An 18,248-nucleotide genomic window follows, 5' to 3' on the forward strand; every position below is an offset into this window, starting at 1 on the left:
CTCGAAAGTTTATTAGACTTTCGAGAAGCCTCTTTTTCATCTTTTGAATATGAGAGATTGGGGTAACAAATAAAATTCATACTAAAACAGCACAAACTTTAGCTAGTCAAAGTAAGTGCTGTTTTATTTATGGAATAGCTGGAATTGATATTTCAACTGTGGAGTCTGGATCGTTAACACTGCCAGTAAAGACATAGATAGGCTGATAATACCCTTTAGTATCATAAGTATAGCCTAATTGAACATCCGTTATTGTTAGCGTATCTCCTTTTTGTAAAGGATTGAATAAGTTAAACTTTCCGTTTGTCAAAGCTTCATATGCTTCCTGTTGTGAAATGATTTTCTCTTTCCCAACTATTTCATTGTTACTAACATCGTAGATGATGTTGTCGGGTATTTGCTGATCAGAGAGTGTGATTACGAGGAAACCTTGAGAAAAATCATCACATACAGTTTGTAAATCCACTGCTTCAGCTAAATCCCAACGAATTGTACGTTCATCCTGCTGCTGATAGATAGCGTTACTTGGAAATAAACCTTCGTTATCTAGCCAATTTTCTATAACCTGCTTTTGCTGTTCAATATCAACTTTTGGCGGCTCTTCACTATAATTTTCAGAGGAAAAGGACCAAAAACCATTTGACATGAAATAAGTTAAATAATAGACAAGGCCTTCATCATCTATAAATTTTAATTGACGGTTTTCTCCTTCCCTGCGGATGCCGCCTTGCTGTTGTAATTCAAATTGTTGTGCAATGGATTGAGAGATTGATTTTATATTTTTCATATCTTTAACATTTGAATTGTAATAAACGCAAGCGTTCGATGATTTGTTGGAGAGCTTTGTTTCCAGTTCGACATCTATTTGATCCATGTTTTGTTTTTGTGAAGGCTCGAATGGCAGATTTCCAAATTCCTGTGCATTATATATAACGGTTGCAACACCAAATAATGCAACAAAAAAAATAGGAATAGATATAGCTTTTACAATTGGAGCAAATTTTAACTTTCGTTGCTCTATGCTTAATATGATTGCCATTACGAAAAAGTACCCAGCTAAACTCCCTATTGTATTATGCAAAAGGTCATCCAGTTCGAAAATTCCTTTACCTGAAACAAATTGGAAAATTTCAATGCAAAGTGTGAATACAATTGTTATAACTAGTACACGCGAAAACGATTTGTTTTTTTTGTGAATTAACGGTAAGAGTACTCCTAATGGCACAAACATTAACATATTAAAGATGATTAGCTGAAATTCAGACACTGACCATTTGTTCCATGAACTTACATAGCTACTCAAAAGACTAAGATTAAACTGACCTGCAAACATCGCCGGTCTATTTAAAGTTGTGATACCTAATACAACAATTCCCCAGCAGATTAGTAAAATGATAAAAATAAATTTAGATAGATTTATTGTATATTTTTTCTGAAAAAAGATCTTAAATACGAAGTAGCCAATCATTAAGATGACGAAAATGAAAATAGAATATTTTATATACGGTAAAAGACCAGACACTACACTCAGTAAATCCATGAAACGTAACCTCCTAAAAATTTTGGTACGTTTATCGTAGCAAGGAATTCTTAAGAGGCTGTTAGTATAAATCTTAAGATTTTATGAGTAATAAGTTTAAACAGCAATATTTAATTTTTAGTACCAATCAATTTTTTCACTGATACATTCTCAAATAGTTTTGTAAATGTAAATTTAGTAGCTTTGAGTTGGATAGATCTTCATTAGAGCCAAATGTACTTTCAAGTCTCTCTTCATAGTTATTTTGACCCCTTATATTTAGCGCTTTTGAAGAGCCAGGGTATCTGTTCAGTGAAGAAGGAGACTGTACTGTTTTTAAAGGAATAAATTCTGTATGCTCTTGATCAAACTTTTTAAATGTAGGATTAATTCGGATAAAATCCTCTACATAATTAATAATAGTATTAGTAGAAAGTGCCTCTTTATTATCCTCACTTAGCTCATTATAAGTTATATCATATTCGGAACCAGAATCACTGTTTTTCCAGGCAGTAAATTGCATTGCCCGTGGTATGTCTATAAACACATTACTTTGGAAGGTAGGATTAAGGGCGCCGCTTGCTATAATCCCCCTGTTAGCGTTGTATTTACCTGGAGCAACATTTTTAAACATATTGTTTTCTATCGTTGCATTACTCCAGTTCAACACGCGAATTGCATCCTGACGCATTTTCTCTATTTTATTATTTCTGATTATGATTTTATCGTGATATTTACCACCTGAATATTTATGGGTGCCAATTGCACGATCAAGGCCGTAGAAAATATTGTTTTCTATCTTCATATTGGAGTTAGGTGTTTTGTCGAACTTACTCCAAACAGAGCTCCAGCCATTTGTTAGCTTATCAGGAGTATCGATATTAATTGCTTCTTTGATTTCAGTTGTTGAAGGTATTGAATTCATAAATTTATTGTTGGTTATAACAGCATCCTTTGTTGCATCTATCTCAATGAAATGACCGGAATACATGTTTTGAAAATTAATATTTTCAATCCTAATATTTTGATTATGACCAGCAATAATAGCAATAGCATCCTTTTCGAAATTCAAATCAATCGTCGCTGAACCAGCTCCAATGATGGAAATATTTTTTTCACCATCATACCCTCCATAGACACCTTCTTTTTTACCAAGAGAAGGACGAATGAAATGGAAAAGTGAGTGGTCAGCATTGAGCTTAGATTTACCTGTTTCACTACCATTCATAATTTTCGCGCCATCCTTTAGTTTTATCGTTGTATTAGATGGTACGAACAATACATTAGAAACTATGTATGTTCCCTTTTCTAATTCGAGTGTGCCACCACCTGTTTCTTCAAGTCGTTCAAGATATGTACGAAGTAAATAATAATGTTTCGTATCATTATTGTAATTAGAATCGTTCATTAGATTCCTATTATATGTTTCGCTATTTGGCGAAATAGTATATGTTTCTGCCTTAGCTTCAATTGAATTCGAAGGATAGATAGCCCACAAACTCCAGACAACTAAGATCAGTAATAATTTTTTCATGATTCCTATGTTCCTCCTGACAATGCTTTTAAATATGATTGTAAACTTAGCTCATTATCAATTGTAGCGAAAGGCTCAACTCTAGCAGGATGAATGAGACAGATAAACCTCACAAACATGCGGAAGCGAAGCTGATGGCTTATCACTCACCCCGCCTAAAACTGTCCATCTAAAGTGGAAATCGATATTGGATTCAGTTGTTCAATCTTTTAAATGTATACCCTAAATACAAATAAATAATCTGATGAAAGAGCATTACATCGCAATCTACTGAGCAAGAAATGACACATTCTGACTTGTATAAAGTAATTCTATATCTTGCATAATAAAATGAGCGTAAATAATGGGAGGGTACAATATGAGGACAGGCATTCAAATAACTAGAATAGGTTTTTTTACATTGATACTATGCATGTTTAGTATTCAAGCACATGCACAGTTGGGTCCGGATGAAAAAGTGTATTATGATAATTATCAAAGTATATTGCAAATCATGGAAAAGGGAATGGAAGAATCGATTAAAACAGGTGATCCCAGTCTTGATTTCCTTTATGAAATGATTCCACATCACCAGGCAGCTGTATCGATGTCTGAAAATGTCTTGAAATATAGCGATAATGAACAAGTCAACAAAATAGCAGCAACCATTATAAGAGAACAACTGGAAGGTATTAAGAAAATGGAAGCTCTTAAAGATAAAATAAAGGTGAGCCCAGAAGTAAACGTACAAGCGGAGGCATCTTACTTAAAAGCTTATAATAACATCTATAAAACGATGATTGCGTCTATGGAAGATGCCAGGCCAACAGGGAATATAGATAAAGATTTCCTGGAAGAAATGATCCCCCATCATGTAGGTGCAATAAAAATGGCTGGAAATATCTTGAAATATACTCAAAATAGTGAACTCAAAACAATTGTAGAAAACATTATAACTACTCAACAAAAACAGGCTACAGAAATGCAAAAACTTTTAAAGACTATAGATTAAAAAAGTAAAGCCAAGAAGAGGCTGACCAAAACGCTCATTTAGGAATCCTTTTGGCCAGCTTCTATTTTTTATTTAAATTTAATTCTCTGTTTGAGACGAACCCAAGGTGGCTCGTCTCTATTTTTATACTTAAAAGTTAAAAAAGTATAGGTAATATTAAAAGAGTGCTATTGATAGCGCTTTCATAAAAGTATTCAGAATTTATAATTAAAAGGTAAGGATTTTATACAAAGGGAGAGTGTTAAAAATGTTGAAGAAGTTCAAGGGATTCACATTTTTATTTATGTTAATGGCATTTGCCATAGTAGCAGCAGCTTGTGACGCAAGTGGGAGTAGCTCAGTAGATGTGGGAATAGTGTTGCCTACGAAGGATGAGCCTCGTTGGGTGCAGGATGAGCAACGTTTTAAGGATGCTTTAGCGGATTCGGATTATTCTACGGAAATCCTATTTAGCCAAGGATCATCTGCAAAGGAAAAAGAAAATGTAGAGGCATTGTTGAATAAAGGTATTAAAGTATTAATCATTACTCCTCATGATGGTGCGGCAGCTGCATCTGCAGTAGAGGCAGCTAAGAAAGAGGGAGTTACTGTAATTGCATATGACCGTTTAATAACTGATACCGATGCTGTCGATTACTATGTAACTTTTGATAGTTTAGCAGTTGGTGCAGCACAGGCTCAGTACTTAGTAGACAATGCAAAGGGTTCTAATGCACCTCTTTACCTGTATGCTGGGGCGGCATCTGATAATAATGCATTCCTATTTTTTGAGGGCGCTTGGCAGGTGCTTCAGCCGAAAATCGCTGATGGTACATTTAAAATTGCTAACTCCAGTGAAGCAGAGGCTTTAAAGGATTCTGCAGATCTTTCTCGTGATCAGCTCGGAAAAATCATCGGGCAAATTACGACTAACTGGGATTCAAATGAAGCAAAAAACAAGGCACAAACACATTTAACTGCCGCGAGTGATGACCTAAAAGGGGATGTTTTAATCCTTGCTCCTAATGATGGGACTGCACGTTCAATCGCAGATGTGTTTGGTTCTGATAGTGCTATTACAAGCTATTTTGTAACGGGCCAAGATGCGGAGAAAGCTTCTGTACAATACATTATTGATGAAAAACAATCGATGACGGTGTTTAAAGATGTTCGTTCATTAGTAAAAGACGCTATGGGCATGGCAGTTGAAATTTTGGATGGAAAAACTCCTGAAACTACTGGTTCTTACGATAATGGTGCTATAGAAGTGAAAGCGAAACAAACGAATGTAATTGTTGTAGATAAAGACAATGTGAAATCAGAGTTAATTGATTCAGAGTATTATGAGGCAAGTGAATTCACCGGTATAAAGTAAAAGCCAATAAGAGGAGAAAAAGTGTTGTAGCGATCAATCACTTTTTCTCTATCTTTAATTTGTATAGGTGAGGGAGGTACGAGAATGAGTGGCTATATTTTAGAAATGAATAACATATCCAAAGAGTTCCCTGGAGTAAAGGCTCTCTCCAACGTAAATTTCAAAGTATGTAAGGCAGAAATCCATTGCTTAGTCGGAGAAAACGGAGCAGGTAAATCTACTCTAATGAAGGTATTAAGTGGAGTATATCCATATGGTACCTATGATGGGGACATAGTGTTCGAAGGACAGGTACAACAATTTCAAGTAATCAGTGATAGCGTAAAGGCTGGTATTGGAATCATCTATCAGGAGCTAGCCCTTTTTCCTGATTTATCGGTCTACGAGAACATATTTGCCGGAAATGAAGTTAAAAAAGGTCCCTTTGTTGATTGGAATCAAACGATTGTCCAGGCTACAGGGTTACTTAAAAAAGTGAATTTAAAAGTGACTCCAGAAACATTGATTAAGGAATTAGGTGTAGGTAAACAACAACTCGTGGAAATTGCCAAAGCACTAAGCAAGGACGTTAACTTACTTATTTTAGACGAACCAACAGCAGCTCTGAATGAGGATGATAGCGAAAATCTATTAGAACTCTTAAAAGAATTGAAGAGTCAGGGAATTAGCTGCATTATGATTTCGCATAAGCTGAAAGAGGTTATTCATATTGCAGATAAGGTAACGGTGCTTCGTGATGGGAAAACCATTTGCACATTAGATGCAAGTAAGGGAGAGGTGGCTGAAAATGTCATCATCAAAAATATGGTTGGAAGAGACATCGAAGATATTTATCCAAAACGACCTGACAAGAAAATCGGAGAGACGGTTTTATCATTAAAAGATTGGTCTGCCTATGATACACAGCTAGGAAGAAACGTAGTTAAAAATGCAAATCTTCAACTCAAGAAGGGAGAAATTATTGGTATTGCTGGTCTTATGGGCTCAGGGCGTACAGAGCTTGCATTAAGTATTTTTGGCAATCCCAAGAATTATAAGCTTCAAGGAACGTTAGAAATGCAAGGGGTATCTAAGACACTAAAGCATACTAGTGATGCGATTAAAGCAGGAATTGCCTATGTGACAGAGGACAGAAAGGGAGACGGTTTGTTTTTACTACAAGATATAAAGAGTAATGTCTCTGCTGCTCATCTGAAGGGGATATCAAGCAGAGGAGTCCTTAACTTAAACGAAGAGGTAAAGGTCGGTAAAGAATATAAGGATTCTTTATATATTAAAGCTAGTTCTCTAGAACAAATAGTTGGCAAACTTAGCGGTGGAAATCAGCAGAAGGTGTCTCTTGGAAAATGGTTGTTTACTGGACCTAAGATCTTAATTTTGGATGAACCGACACGAGGTATTGATGTGGGGGCAAAATTTGAAATTTATACGATTATGAATCAGCTAATCAATGAAGGAATGAGCATTATCATGATTTCCTCTGAACTCGGTGAAGTGCTAGGAATGAGTGATCGTATTTATGTAATGGCTAATGGAGCTATAAGAGGTGAATTGACTGCAGAAGAAGCATCTCAAGAAGCTATTATGGAACTCGCTACTCAATAGATAGAAAGGGGAAGAATCATGAATTTATTCAAAGAGGCTAAGGACCTTGTGAAAGATAATATACGAGATTATGGAATGTATATTGCTTTAGCAGTCATTCTATTAACATTTACGATTATGACAAACGGTTTGTTTATGTCTTCGAGAAATATAAGTAATTTACTAGATTCCGCGGGCTACATTGCAGTGCTAGCAGTCGGAATGACACTAGTTATCGTCATCCGTCATATTGACTTATCAGTTGGCTTTGTCGCTGGTTTTTTAGGCGCAGTGGCAGCAATATTTTTGACACAATGGGGTGTTTCCATATGGATTACAATTCCAACAGTCTTAATCTTCGGGGTAGTTATAGGTTTATTTAACGGTGTTTTAGTTGCGAGAATCGGTATTCCTTCTTTTGTTGCCACTTTAGCAGGAATGTTAATATTTCGAGGAGCGCTTTTACAGGTAACGGAAAGAACAGGGACAATTATTATTAAGGACAGTCAATTTAACGCTATTGGAAATGGGTTTATACCATCTCTTATGCAAATTAACGGATTACACCTTATGACATTGATTGTTGGGTTGATCGGTATACTTTTGTATATTTATAGTGAATTTTCTAATCGACGAAATAAATTGAAATATGGCTTTGAAGTAATGTCTAATGGCATATTTACTATTAAGCTTATTTTAATATCAGGAATTATTGCGTATATCACTTGGATTTTAGCGGGATATAATGGTTTTTCTTGGACGGTTGTTATTATGGTAATTGTGGTTATTATTTATCATTTTTTATCTACTAAAACGGTGCTTGGTCGACACATTTACGCGGTGGGTAGTAACCCAGAAGCCGCACATCTCAGTGGCATAAACGTACAAAAGATTACATATATCGTCTTCGGCTCTATGGGGATGCTTGCAGCCTTATCAGGAATATTATTTACTTCGCGTCTTCAATCAGCTACCACTACAGCTGGTACTCTTTTTGAGTTAGATGCTATAGCAGCGGCTTATGTAGGTGGGGTTTCGTCTGCAGGAGGAGTTGGAAAAGTAACTGGCGCCATCATTGGTGCAATTGTTATGGCTTCTCTTTCAAGTGGCATGAACCTACTAGGCGTTGGAATATCGTATCAATATATGATACGTGGTGGGGTTTTAGCTGGAGCAGTAATATTTGATGTGATGACACGAAAACAAAGAGCTTAATAGAAGAAATGGACAAAAGGTATTAAGAAAGGTCTAATACCTTTTTGTCTTTTTATTTCTTACAATTTTTATAATACTTGAAAACTATTGCAGTATCTTAATGCATTTTCAACATTATAACTTTTCCTTTAAAAATAATGATTGATCAGTCTGTTGATTGTAGCGGCAGGTGACGACTCCTGTGGGATGAGTGAGACAGATGAGTCATCACAAACGACGGTGATGGCTTAGCGCTCCCCCCGCGGAAAGCGTCCGTCTAAAACGGAAATCATGCTTAGTAGAGGTGTCTTCATAGAAGAATGAACTTCCGTTTTATATAGCTTATTGTCAATTAATGGACAAATGATAATATAGTAGAAAAAGCGAGATGCAAGGAGAGAAGGGAATGGGGAAAAAAGTAGTTTTCATACTTGGAGCACTTATTTTGATCTTTAGTTATTTGACCTTTTCCACGGCAACCCATGCGCTCCGTACTACTAGCGAAATGCCCAAAACCATTCCCTCTAATGAGGATACCATTCGCCTTGTACTTATAACTCAGGAACTGGACACCCCTTTTTGGAATAAAGTCGGGCAAGGTGCAGCAGAACAAGCAAAATTAGAAAATGTTCAATTAGAGGTCTGGGGAAGCTATGGTAATAACGAGGAAGATTTTTTGAAAAGAGTGGAGATAGCCCTTCATTCAAAGGTTAGCGGAATAATTGTTCAGGGACTAGATAATGAAGAATTTAAAGAATTGACCAAAGTGAAGGCTGCATTCTACGGTATTCCAGTCATTACAGTCGCTAACGATGTCCCGGTCGAGGAAAGTTTAAGAAAGACCTATATCGGTTCAAATCAGCTCGAAGCAGGAAGAATGGTCGCACAACGATTAGTCAGTACAATGGGTACAACTGGAGATATAATCATTCTAGGAGATAAGAAACTAGCACATTATCAGAAGGAACGCTTGCAAGGAATTCAAGAAGTGCTTAAACACTATGAGGGAATTCAGGTGACCGTAAGAGGGACCGAGGATACTAAGGAACAGGTGATGGCTACAACTCAGCAACTTATGAACGAAACTCCACAGGCACAAGCTTTTATAGCAATCAATGCAAATTATGCTGGACCTATGATACAGGAAATTGGGAGACGTACAAGGGTAGAGCCATATCATATTTATACATTTGATGATGGAATTGAATCCAAAACTTTACTAGAGCAGGGGCAACTAGATGGTGTGTTGGAGCAACAGCCGGAGAGAATGGGTAAGGAAAGCGTGAAAAGACTCATGAAATGGTTAACTAATGAAACTGTTCCCCTTGACTCTGATGGTTATTTAACTGAAATAAGAATGGCTGAATTGGATGGTACGAAGCAATGACTACGATTCATAAAAAGATTTGGATGCTCGTTTCAGTAGTCCTCGTTATAATGGGTATCATTTGGTTAATGCTCACGTATTACAACCAAAGAACACAAGAGCAAACAAATGATGTATTACAGCGATACTTAAGGATGAATGAAGTAACTACAGCTAGTCAAAAAATAATAACTAATCTAAACAATTATTTACTAAATCCTACAGAAGCACATAAGCAACAGCTGGAGAAAAGTATAGTAGATATAAAAGAGGTTCAAGAGGATGTTGCAGAGCTTAGAAACGTGGAGAATTCATTTTCGTTAACGAATTATATTCATTTAATTGATAGTTTAGTAGAGACTACGGAGCGTTCTATTATGCTCATACAGGAACGAGATATAGAAGACTCCACCAAGGAATTCAATGAAGCTAATCGTATTTCTATGTACATATCAGAAATGACATTGACTATTTTGGATCGTGAACTGAAGACATATAACGAATTTTATCGGGCAATCATTAACCAATCCGAAGAGTTAAAAAAGCTTGGAATTTATTTGCTGCTATTGATTACCTGTGTGCTACTACTGGCGACTTATTGGTTTTCATTGAGCATTACTAAACCAGTTCATCAGCTTACAAAAGCGGCCAATGAATTAGCACAGGGGAGATTCAACCAGCAGATAGAAGTGAAATCTAATGATGAAATAGCATTTCTAGCCAAAACATTTGATGAAATGCGAATCAATATTAATGATTTAATACAAGAAATTCAACAAAAGGCACAACTGGAGCATGAGCTACAACAAAGCAGACTTCTACTAAAGGAGAGCCAATTAAAGACTTTACAAAGTCAAATAAACCCTCATTTCCTGTTTAACACTTTAAATACCCTTTCTAAAAAAGCTTATTTGGACGGGGCAGAGGAAACGAGTGACCTACTTGTAAGTGTCGCAGGATTACTTCGCTATAACCTCAAGCGAGGGGATGGAACGGTAACATTATTTGAGGAGGTTATAGTTCTCAATCAATACATGGAGATTCAAAAGGCTCGCTTTATCGATCGATTACGATTTATATCTCACATTGATGAGACGTGCTTACATATAAAAATTCCAGGTCTAACACTTCAGCCAATTATCGAAAATGCAGTTATTCACGCTATTGAGCCTGAGATAGATGGAGGCACAATTTGGTTTAGAATTCTTAAAGTGGAATCATTCGTGATTATAGAGATAGAAGACAGTGGCAAGGGGATGACAACGAAACAAATTGAAGAATTACTTAAGGGAGATATTGTGCCTAGCGAGGGGCATTCAACAGGAATGGGCTTTCAAAATGTTGTAAAAAGGCTGTCTTTGTTTTACGGAGATAAAAGCACTATCACTATTCATAGTATAGAAGGTCAAGGGACAAAGGTAATCATACAAATTCCAATAGCATGGGAGGAAAATGATGATGAAACTTCTGATCGTCGATGATGAACCGATAGAACGTGAAGGAATGCAGGCTATACTTCAAAAATCTTTTCCAGAGTACTCCTTTTATCAGGCTAAAAACGGGAAGCAGGCAATCGAACTTGCAGATAGTATTCGTCCAGATTTAGTGTTAATGGATATTATGATGCCAGGCATGAATGGGCTAGAAGCCATAGAAAAAATAAAAGAAACGAATTCATCTACCAAGTTTGTGATGGTAACTGCATTCGATATGTTTGATTATGCAAGGAAAGCTATTAAGCTTGGAGTGAAAGATTACTTACTCAAACCTAGTAAAGTAACCGAAATAGTCTCTACTGTAGGTAAAGTATTAGAGGAATGTAGAGTAGAAAAAGAAGCGGAGGCTAGCAGCCGTCTAGCAAATGAAATGTGGCAAAAAACATTGACTTTAGCAGAGACAGATATTGTAACACAGCTATTATTTGATCATGTTCACGAAGTGCATATAGACTTACTAGTGGAAATGTTAGATACCCCTTCTACACAAGAAAAATTTGTAGTTGTTATACTCTTACCGGAAGGTGCAGAGCATTTGTATGTGGACATCAAGCAGAAAGTTCGTCAAACAACCAATGCTTGGGTTGGTGCCTTATATGGAAGGCAATTACCAATTATTGTGTTTAGAAACCCTGATCAAACATTTCGTGCACAGGCAATAGCATTTTCAAAAGAGATTTTATCCTTAAATAAAGAAAACATCGGTATGGATTGGTTTATTGGAATTGGTCAAGTATATGGGGAACTCTCGGAAATTAGGCAATCCTACCAAGAGGCTCTTATTGCTACGATGGATCCCACTTTGGTTGTAAAGTATCGGTTTTATTCTGAAGTTCAGGCTATTACTGTTGAAACAGACTATCAGGTCATCAGACAACGGGAGCAGCTGTATTTCGAACAATTAAGACTAGGGGATTGGGAGTCGATTCGCTTATTTGTATTGGATATGATTCAACAGCATGAAAAAAAAGGAAATGCACTTATCTACACTCAACAAAGAGTATTGGAGTTATTGTGGATTGCACATAGAGTCATGAATGAATTAGGAATTGACTCAGAGGTACCTGTTTTCCCACTTCAAGCACTTGAGTATCGTCAGTTGCGATTGGAAACTACACGTTTGCTTGATCGTATGCAAACTGTTTATAAGAGCTATTTTGAACGGATGGAAGTTGATAAAATTCAACAAATCAAACAGTTTATATATGATAATTCCCATAAGGACATATCCTTAGATATACTGGCGCAAAAAGTCGACTTAAGCCCAATCTATATTAGTAAAATGTTCAAGGAGAAGCTAGGTATTAACTATATTGATTTTCTAACGGAGTGTCGAATTGGAAAGGCTAAAAAGCTCCTCAATAATTCAGAACGAAGCTTAAAGGAAATTACGTTTGAAATTGGCTACCATGATCCTAATTATTTCAGCAAGGTATTCAAAAAGATGTGTGGAATCTCTCCAAAGGAATATAGAAAAACCATGTTAAGTAAGAAAATAGAATTTTAATGAGAGGGGGAAAAGGATGAAACAAAGGGCTAAACCTATTTGGCTTTTGGGTATCATTCTGCTGTTAGTTGCTTGTTCCCCTGATACTGAAAGGGAAAGTATTAAACCAGAGAAAGGACCCCCTTCTCCAAAAGAAGAGGAGCCGATACGAATAGGGTTTTCTATGGATACCTTATTGGAAGAACGATGGCTAAAGGATCGAGATTTATTCAAGGAGGCTGTGGAGGCTTTGGGTGCCGAGGTAGAAATATTTGCAGCAAATGGAGATGATGCACTTCAAATATCTCAAGCAGAGCGACTTATTCAAAGCGGTGTCGATGTATTAGTAATTGTTCCGCATAACGCCGAGGCAACCGCGGCCATTGTCCATAAGGCTCATCTTGCAGGTATACAGGTGATTGCATATGACAGACTTGTGAAAAACTCTGATCTCGATTTGTATGTTTCCTTCGATAATGAACAAGTGGGAGAAATGCAGGCAAAGGCTATTACAGAGCTTGTACCAAAAGGGAACTATGTGATTATAGGGGGAGCAATCACGGATAACAATGCGCATCTTCTGAAAAAGGGAGTATTTAAAGTACTTCGTCCATATATAGAGAATGGAGATATCAACATTATTTATGACCAATGGACGAAGGATTGGACACCAGTAAATGCAAATGCGAATATGGAAGAAGCACTTCGTACAACAAATCTACAGATTGATGCAGTAATTGCAGCAAATGATGCTACTGCTGGTGGGGTAATAGAAGCACTTGAGGCCAAAGGGCTCGCTGGACAAATACCAGTCGCAGGCCAGGATGCGGATTTAGCAGGGGTACAGAGAATAGTTAAAGGGACGCAAACTATGACTGTATACAAACCTATTCACATGCTCTCAGAGGAGGTTGCGAAACTGGCTGTATCCATGGCTAAAGGTGAAAATATTAATGCGGGGCAGAAAGTTAAAAACGGAAAAATTGAAGTTCCTTCGGTGTTATTAACACCAATTCCAGTAAATAAATCCAATCTTAATACCACAGTTATTACAGATGGTTTTCATTCAGAAGAGGAAGTTTATCAAGAGTAGAAAGAGTAGCCCCCTTAATAAAAGGCAATGTGTTTGATTAACAACCCACTTCTGACTAATTTAGCAATATAAATTACACTAAGAAAACGCTCAGAGTAATTCAGTCTATATGTATTCCACACAACAATGGAATGTTCCTGTAATAATTGTTTTTATCTATTTAACCTACTGTGTCATTTAAAGTATAAAGCTTTAAAACTTATTCTTATATTAACCTAAGCATTTTATTTGATTTAATTGTCATCAAAGCATTTTAAGAGGACTCGACTTTTGATGTCCTTATAAATTAAAACACCCTCCAATCAACTGGAGGGTGTTTTATAATGAAGCAAAAATACTAATTACTTTGTTTAGCTGTTTGTTGCTTTCCTTTAATAAAGAAAGATAGGATAATTCCAATTACTGCTAGAGCAATAGCGTATTTAAAGGATGTTTGTACCCCATAAATAAACGCGTCTACTGATGAAGCTGATGCACCTTGCTCTGTCACAAAGGAAGCTTGGGCAGAGGACATAATGGTAATCGCCACTGCAGTCCCGATTGCACCGGATACTTGCTGAAGAGTATTCATTAATGCGGTGCCATCTGGATATAGATGACGAGGCAATTGATTTAAGCCATTTGTTTGAGCAGGAGCCATAACAAGCGATACACCAATCATCATTACACTATGTAGCACGATAATCGTTAGCTGAGATGTCTGCTGGTCAATTTGCATAAAGAATACGAACGCAATCCCGATTAAGATGAAGCCAGGCATTACAAGTACCTTTGCACCGTAATTGTCAAACAGGCGTCCGACAATTGGAGAGAAAATACCGTTAATAATTCCACCTGGTAACAAGACTAGACCAGCGGCAAATGTTGCTAAAGCCAATCCAGTTTGTAAGTAAAGTGGAAGTAAAATCATAGTTGAAAGAATACACATAAAGGCTATAAATACGGCGATTAAGCCTAATGTAAACATTGGATATTTTAGAACCTTTAAATTGATCATTGGTTTTTCCATGTTGTTTTGACGCCAAGCGAATAAGGCAAGACCAATTACTCCTGCAGCTAGAGCAATAATTACAATCGAACTGCTCCAGCCTTTATCGCCAGCTACACTAAAGCCATACACAATGCCTCCAAAACCAATACTAGAGAAGATAACAGATAGAACATCAATCTTCGGATGGGTAAGCTCATTGACATTTTGCATATAGAAGTAGCCGAAAATCAATGCAAATACAAGGAATGGAAGTGTAGTCCAGAAAATCCAGTGCCAAGTTAAGTATTCTAAAATAATTCCAGAAACGGTAGGGGAAATCGCAGGTGCGAACATGATAACAAGTCCCATGACACCCATTGCTGATCCACGTTTTTCAATTGGAAAAATTAATAAAACCGTATTGAACATCAATGGTAATAAAATCGCAGTACCAATAGCTTGAACTATACGAGCCATCAATAAAAACGCAAAGGTCGGTGCAAGTCCTGCTATAATAGTTCCTATTATAGAAAATATCAAGGAAGTCAGGAATAGCTGACGAGTGGTGAATTTTTGAATCAGTAATCCGGAAATTGGGACTAGAATACCAAGTGTTAATAAATAGCCAGTAGTCAGCCATTGAATAGTTGTATGTTCAACGCCGAGCTCAATGACTAATTGGCCTAATGCCATGTTTAGTGCTGTTTCACTAAATAGTCCAACAAAACCAGCGATTAGAAATGCTGCTAGTATTGGTGTTTTTTTGATTGGTTGTGACATGAAAATCCTACTCTCTTAATAAATTACTTTTTGGTGCTACTAAATAAGGAATTTGCTTGGCGATTGCTCTGAGCGGATCACCAGAAGCACTTGTGATGCTTAATAATATACCACCTTCAAATAGTGCATTTAATGTGATTGCAAGATTACTTGCATCTTCCTCTTGCATCCCACAGTCAATAAATTTATCTTTTATCAGTTGTTGCCAGCTTTTAAAAACCTGATCACAGGCTAGGCGTATCTCTTTGTTTTTAATCGCCATTTCACCAGCAATATTACCAATGGGGACACCATCTATTTCGCGGTTCAACTCAACTTGTGAAGCAATATGATTTAAATGGCTTGATAATATCTTTATAGGATCTGCGGATTCACTCAACAAATTCCTTGTATCCTGTAGCATAATTTTTCCTGTATATTGAATAGCTGCTAATAATAGTTCTTCTTTGCCATTAGGAAAATGATGATAAAGGGCACCCTTTGTTGTATTACATTCCTTAATGATTGTAGCAATACTAACTGCCTCAAAACCATACCATCGAAATAGATGACCAGCAGTCTGAATTATATGCTGTTTAGTTTCCTGCCCAACGGACATATCAATTACTCCTTTCCACAAAACAGAACGGTCGGTTTGTTTTTAGCACAAAGTCTAGTATAAAGAGTGATTAAGCACAAAGCAAGCTTGAAAGCTCAAGCTTTAGCTTAAATCCATTAAAAAAATCAATGCATGGGCAAAAATAAAAGAACTCTAATGTAGCAACGCTGCACTGGAGTTCCACTCTGTATTTTACAATGTTCCGCGATCTACTTGTTCCTTTAATATTTGTAGATTACCTAATACATTCTTCGAGACCTCTAACGTTTCTTCGATTGCATTAGCTTTTTCATCGGCTAGCTGGTAAATTATTTCGTTAAATAATAGCTCCATCTCCTCTAATATAGCTAAGGCAGCGACATTGTACAATTTTACATTTTCAAATTTAGCTGGTTCAAAAATGGCAGTATCCAGATAGGGCTTAAAATTGTCTAGCATTTCCGGTAGGTTTACATTCATCCTATTGAATCCAATGCGCAAACTTTCCATTAAGACCTCCATTTCTATAAGAGGCTCGAGGGCACTAGCTACAGCACTTTTTACTCTATGTTCATAATCTGTAAACAAACTCATCAGCAAACCGATGGGATTTCCGTACAGACCGATATTTTGAGCAGCCTTTACAGCGAGGATAATTGCAGTTAATGCAGCTTCTATTAGAAGTGCAATAACTTCTAGGATGGAAAGGATGGGACTTAATATTGTTGTTCCTAAAGTAACTATCGTATTATGGGCCAATTGGACTTGAACTTCCTTAATTTTCATTCCTACTACTAAATAAGAGGATTCCTGAATCGTCTTAATCTCTGTTTTTTGAACTGCATCTACACGATCTCCAGGTGAAGATCCCATGTGTATAGCATCTGCTAGGCTGACATCACGGTTAATAAAGGAATTGGCAATGTCATTAACCTGAGTTTCGTACTCAGTTAATTGATTGTATACTTCTTCTTTATTTATTTTTAAGATGTTATAGTGCGCATCCAGCTCCCCGACGACTGCATCGACAAAATTGTCTGTTCCTCCTCTAAATAATTCAGGTATATCCTTATACATAATATTGTGTGCACTCGTCACTAGATTATCTACGTCTAGCTTAAGCTGATTTAAATAATCTCTTGCTGGAGCGAAGAGTGTTTCTACACTTATGTCAGTTGAGGTAATAAACTCAATGATTTCAGCCGGTTTAGAGTTTAAAATGCTGTTTAATATTCTACAACGATCCTCTGCTGTATTAAGAAGATCTATTAGATCATCTATGGCTGCCTTGATAAAGGCCCCTGTCTCTGCAATGCCCTTAAAAACGGGGTCTCCGGCTATTTCTTCAAGCATTTGTTGAAAGATTTCTTGGAGGGTAGTTACACGCTGACTGAATTTAGCACTCTCATCCTCAACAATACTTACCGAGTTACCTATATACTCTTTGACATTTGTTATTCGACCTTTTACTTGGTCTCTTATTCCGTTGGAGAGTAAAATCATATTTTCTTGGTTAATCTCAATTTTTTCAGTATAGCCTCCATAAATAGGATTTCCTGTCCAAATACTTGTTACAATATGATCGTCAGCACCAATGTGGATATATCCATGTCCGGGCTGTCCCTTTATACCAACTTCAACAACAAAGTTCCCGTCTTTATCAGGGGTAACGTAGCCTGTATGATTCGATACAATCTGTGAAAGCAGGGGAACCCCATTGTTAATGTTATATTTTTTCCCTGGTATTCTATTGCCCATTCCAATAGCTTCTTCTGTGCTCGTAAGAAAGTCGAAGCGGCTGTAATAATTGGTGATATTCTCATACATCATCGTAGGATCCACTAAACCAGCAGGAAGGATTGCAGGGTTCAATGTTACAGCTTTAACCTGAGGGTTATTAATTGCAACAGAGTTAGTAAGTCCACCACCTAGAGAATTACCTGTTACTGAATCTACGTTTCCAAGACTAGTATTTACCCAATCAAAATACTTTTGAGCATCCTCTAATTGAGCGGGAGGAGTATCCGCTAGTAGCTTTGCATTTGTATCAATCCAATCCTTGTTGTCTGCGCTACCAACAAAAACTACAGTCAATTCCTTTGTTTCATTGTTTTGGACGGTAAGTGCATCAAGACCTGAAGACATCCCGTATTGGGTATCCACTACTCTGAATACTTTATCGTTAACTGTTATAATTCTACCTTCTGGATAATTTCGATAAGCATGAGAACCAGCTAATTCTACTAAATCTTGATCATTTGTCTGGACGTTAGAAACAGGATTAATAGTAGTCATCGAGATTTC

Annotated in this window: 13 protein-coding genes; 8 read left to right on the forward strand and 5 right to left on the reverse strand. The window is 36.9% G+C overall.

Annotation, left to right across the window (positions count from 1 at the left end; all coding sequences use genetic code 11):
• Window positions 1-127: 127 nt before the first annotated feature.
• Together D0S48_RS15770 and D0S48_RS15775 are read right to left on the reverse strand one after the other, a co-directional pair.
• Complete coding sequence (locus D0S48_RS15770) at window positions 128-1,540, reverse strand: VanZ family protein (protein ID WP_151112603.1); 1,413 nt, start codon at window positions 1,538-1,540, stop codon at window positions 128-130.
• Window positions 1,541-1,676: 136 nt separating this feature from the next.
• Complete coding sequence (locus D0S48_RS15775; RefSeq protein WP_151112605.1) at window positions 1,677-3,053, reverse strand: right-handed parallel beta-helix repeat-containing protein; 1,377 nt, start codon at window positions 3,051-3,053, stop codon at window positions 1,677-1,679.
• Window positions 3,054-3,411: 358 nt separating this feature from the next.
• On the opposite strand from D0S48_RS15775, the gene D0S48_RS15780 reads away from it, so the two are divergent.
• From D0S48_RS15780 to xylF, 8 genes are all read left to right on the forward strand, one after another.
• On the forward strand, window positions 3,412-4,044 hold the full coding sequence (locus tag D0S48_RS15780) for a DUF305 domain-containing protein (protein ID WP_191963818.1): 633 nt from the start codon (window positions 3,412-3,414) through the stop codon (window positions 4,042-4,044).
• A 247-nt stretch (window positions 4,045-4,291) separates the two neighbouring features.
• Window positions 4,292-5,398, forward strand: a complete 1,107-nt coding sequence (locus D0S48_RS15785) for a sugar ABC transporter substrate-binding protein (protein ID WP_151112609.1) — start codon at window positions 4,292-4,294, stop codon at window positions 5,396-5,398.
• 84 nt (window positions 5,399-5,482) lie between these two features.
• Window positions 5,483-7,003, forward strand: a complete 1,521-nt coding sequence (locus D0S48_RS15790; protein WP_151112611.1) for a sugar ABC transporter ATP-binding protein — start codon at window positions 5,483-5,485, stop codon at window positions 7,001-7,003.
• An 18-nt stretch (window positions 7,004-7,021) separates the two neighbouring features.
• Window positions 7,022-8,197, forward strand: coding sequence for a sugar ABC transporter permease (locus D0S48_RS15795; RefSeq protein ID WP_151112613.1), 1,176 nt, complete (start codon window positions 7,022-7,024; stop codon window positions 8,195-8,197).
• Between the two features lie 385 nt (window positions 8,198-8,582).
• The gene (locus tag D0S48_RS15800) at window positions 8,583-9,563 is read left to right on the forward strand and encodes a substrate-binding domain-containing protein (protein WP_151112615.1); all 981 of its coding nucleotides are present in this window, start codon (window positions 8,583-8,585) and stop codon (window positions 9,561-9,563) included.
• Window positions 9,560-11,023, forward strand: a complete 1,464-nt coding sequence (locus D0S48_RS15805) for a sensor histidine kinase (RefSeq protein WP_151112616.1) — start codon at window positions 9,560-9,562, stop codon at window positions 11,021-11,023. The genes D0S48_RS15800 and D0S48_RS15805 overlap by 4 nt, the downstream gene beginning before the upstream one ends.
• On the forward strand, window positions 10,998-12,545 hold the full coding sequence (locus D0S48_RS15810) for a response regulator (RefSeq protein WP_151112618.1): 1,548 nt from the start codon (window positions 10,998-11,000) through the stop codon (window positions 12,543-12,545). The genes D0S48_RS15805 and D0S48_RS15810 overlap by 26 nt, the downstream gene beginning before the upstream one ends.
• Window positions 12,546-12,561: 16 nt before the next feature.
• The gene (xylF, locus tag D0S48_RS15815) at window positions 12,562-13,617 is read left to right on the forward strand and encodes a D-xylose ABC transporter substrate-binding protein (RefSeq protein WP_151112620.1); all 1,056 of its coding nucleotides are present in this window, start codon (window positions 12,562-12,564) and stop codon (window positions 13,615-13,617) included.
• 337 nt (window positions 13,618-13,954) lie between these two features.
• Here the strand turns inward: xylF and D0S48_RS15820 are convergent, their stop codons facing one another.
• From D0S48_RS15820 to D0S48_RS15830, 3 genes are all read right to left on the reverse strand, one after another.
• Complete coding sequence (locus D0S48_RS15820) at window positions 13,955-15,367, reverse strand: DHA2 family efflux MFS transporter permease subunit (protein ID WP_151112622.1); 1,413 nt, start codon at window positions 15,365-15,367, stop codon at window positions 13,955-13,957.
• 7 nt (window positions 15,368-15,374) lie between these two features.
• A complete protein-coding gene (locus D0S48_RS15825; RefSeq protein ID WP_151112623.1) occupies window positions 15,375-15,965 on the reverse strand; it encodes a TetR/AcrR family transcriptional regulator in 591 nt (196 codons plus the stop codon).
• Between the two features lie 192 nt (window positions 15,966-16,157).
• Window positions 16,158-18,239 carry an SA1320 family protein gene (locus D0S48_RS15830; RefSeq protein WP_151112625.1) on the reverse strand — a complete coding sequence of 694 codons (2,082 nt, stop codon included), beginning with the start codon at window positions 18,237-18,239 and terminating at the stop codon, window positions 16,158-16,160.
• Between the last annotated feature and the right edge of the window lie 9 nt (window positions 18,240-18,248).

The organism is Psychrobacillus sp. AK 1817 (assembly GCF_008807035.1).
GTDB lineage: Bacteria > Bacillota > Bacilli > Bacillales_A > Planococcaceae > Psychrobacillus > Psychrobacillus faecigallinarum.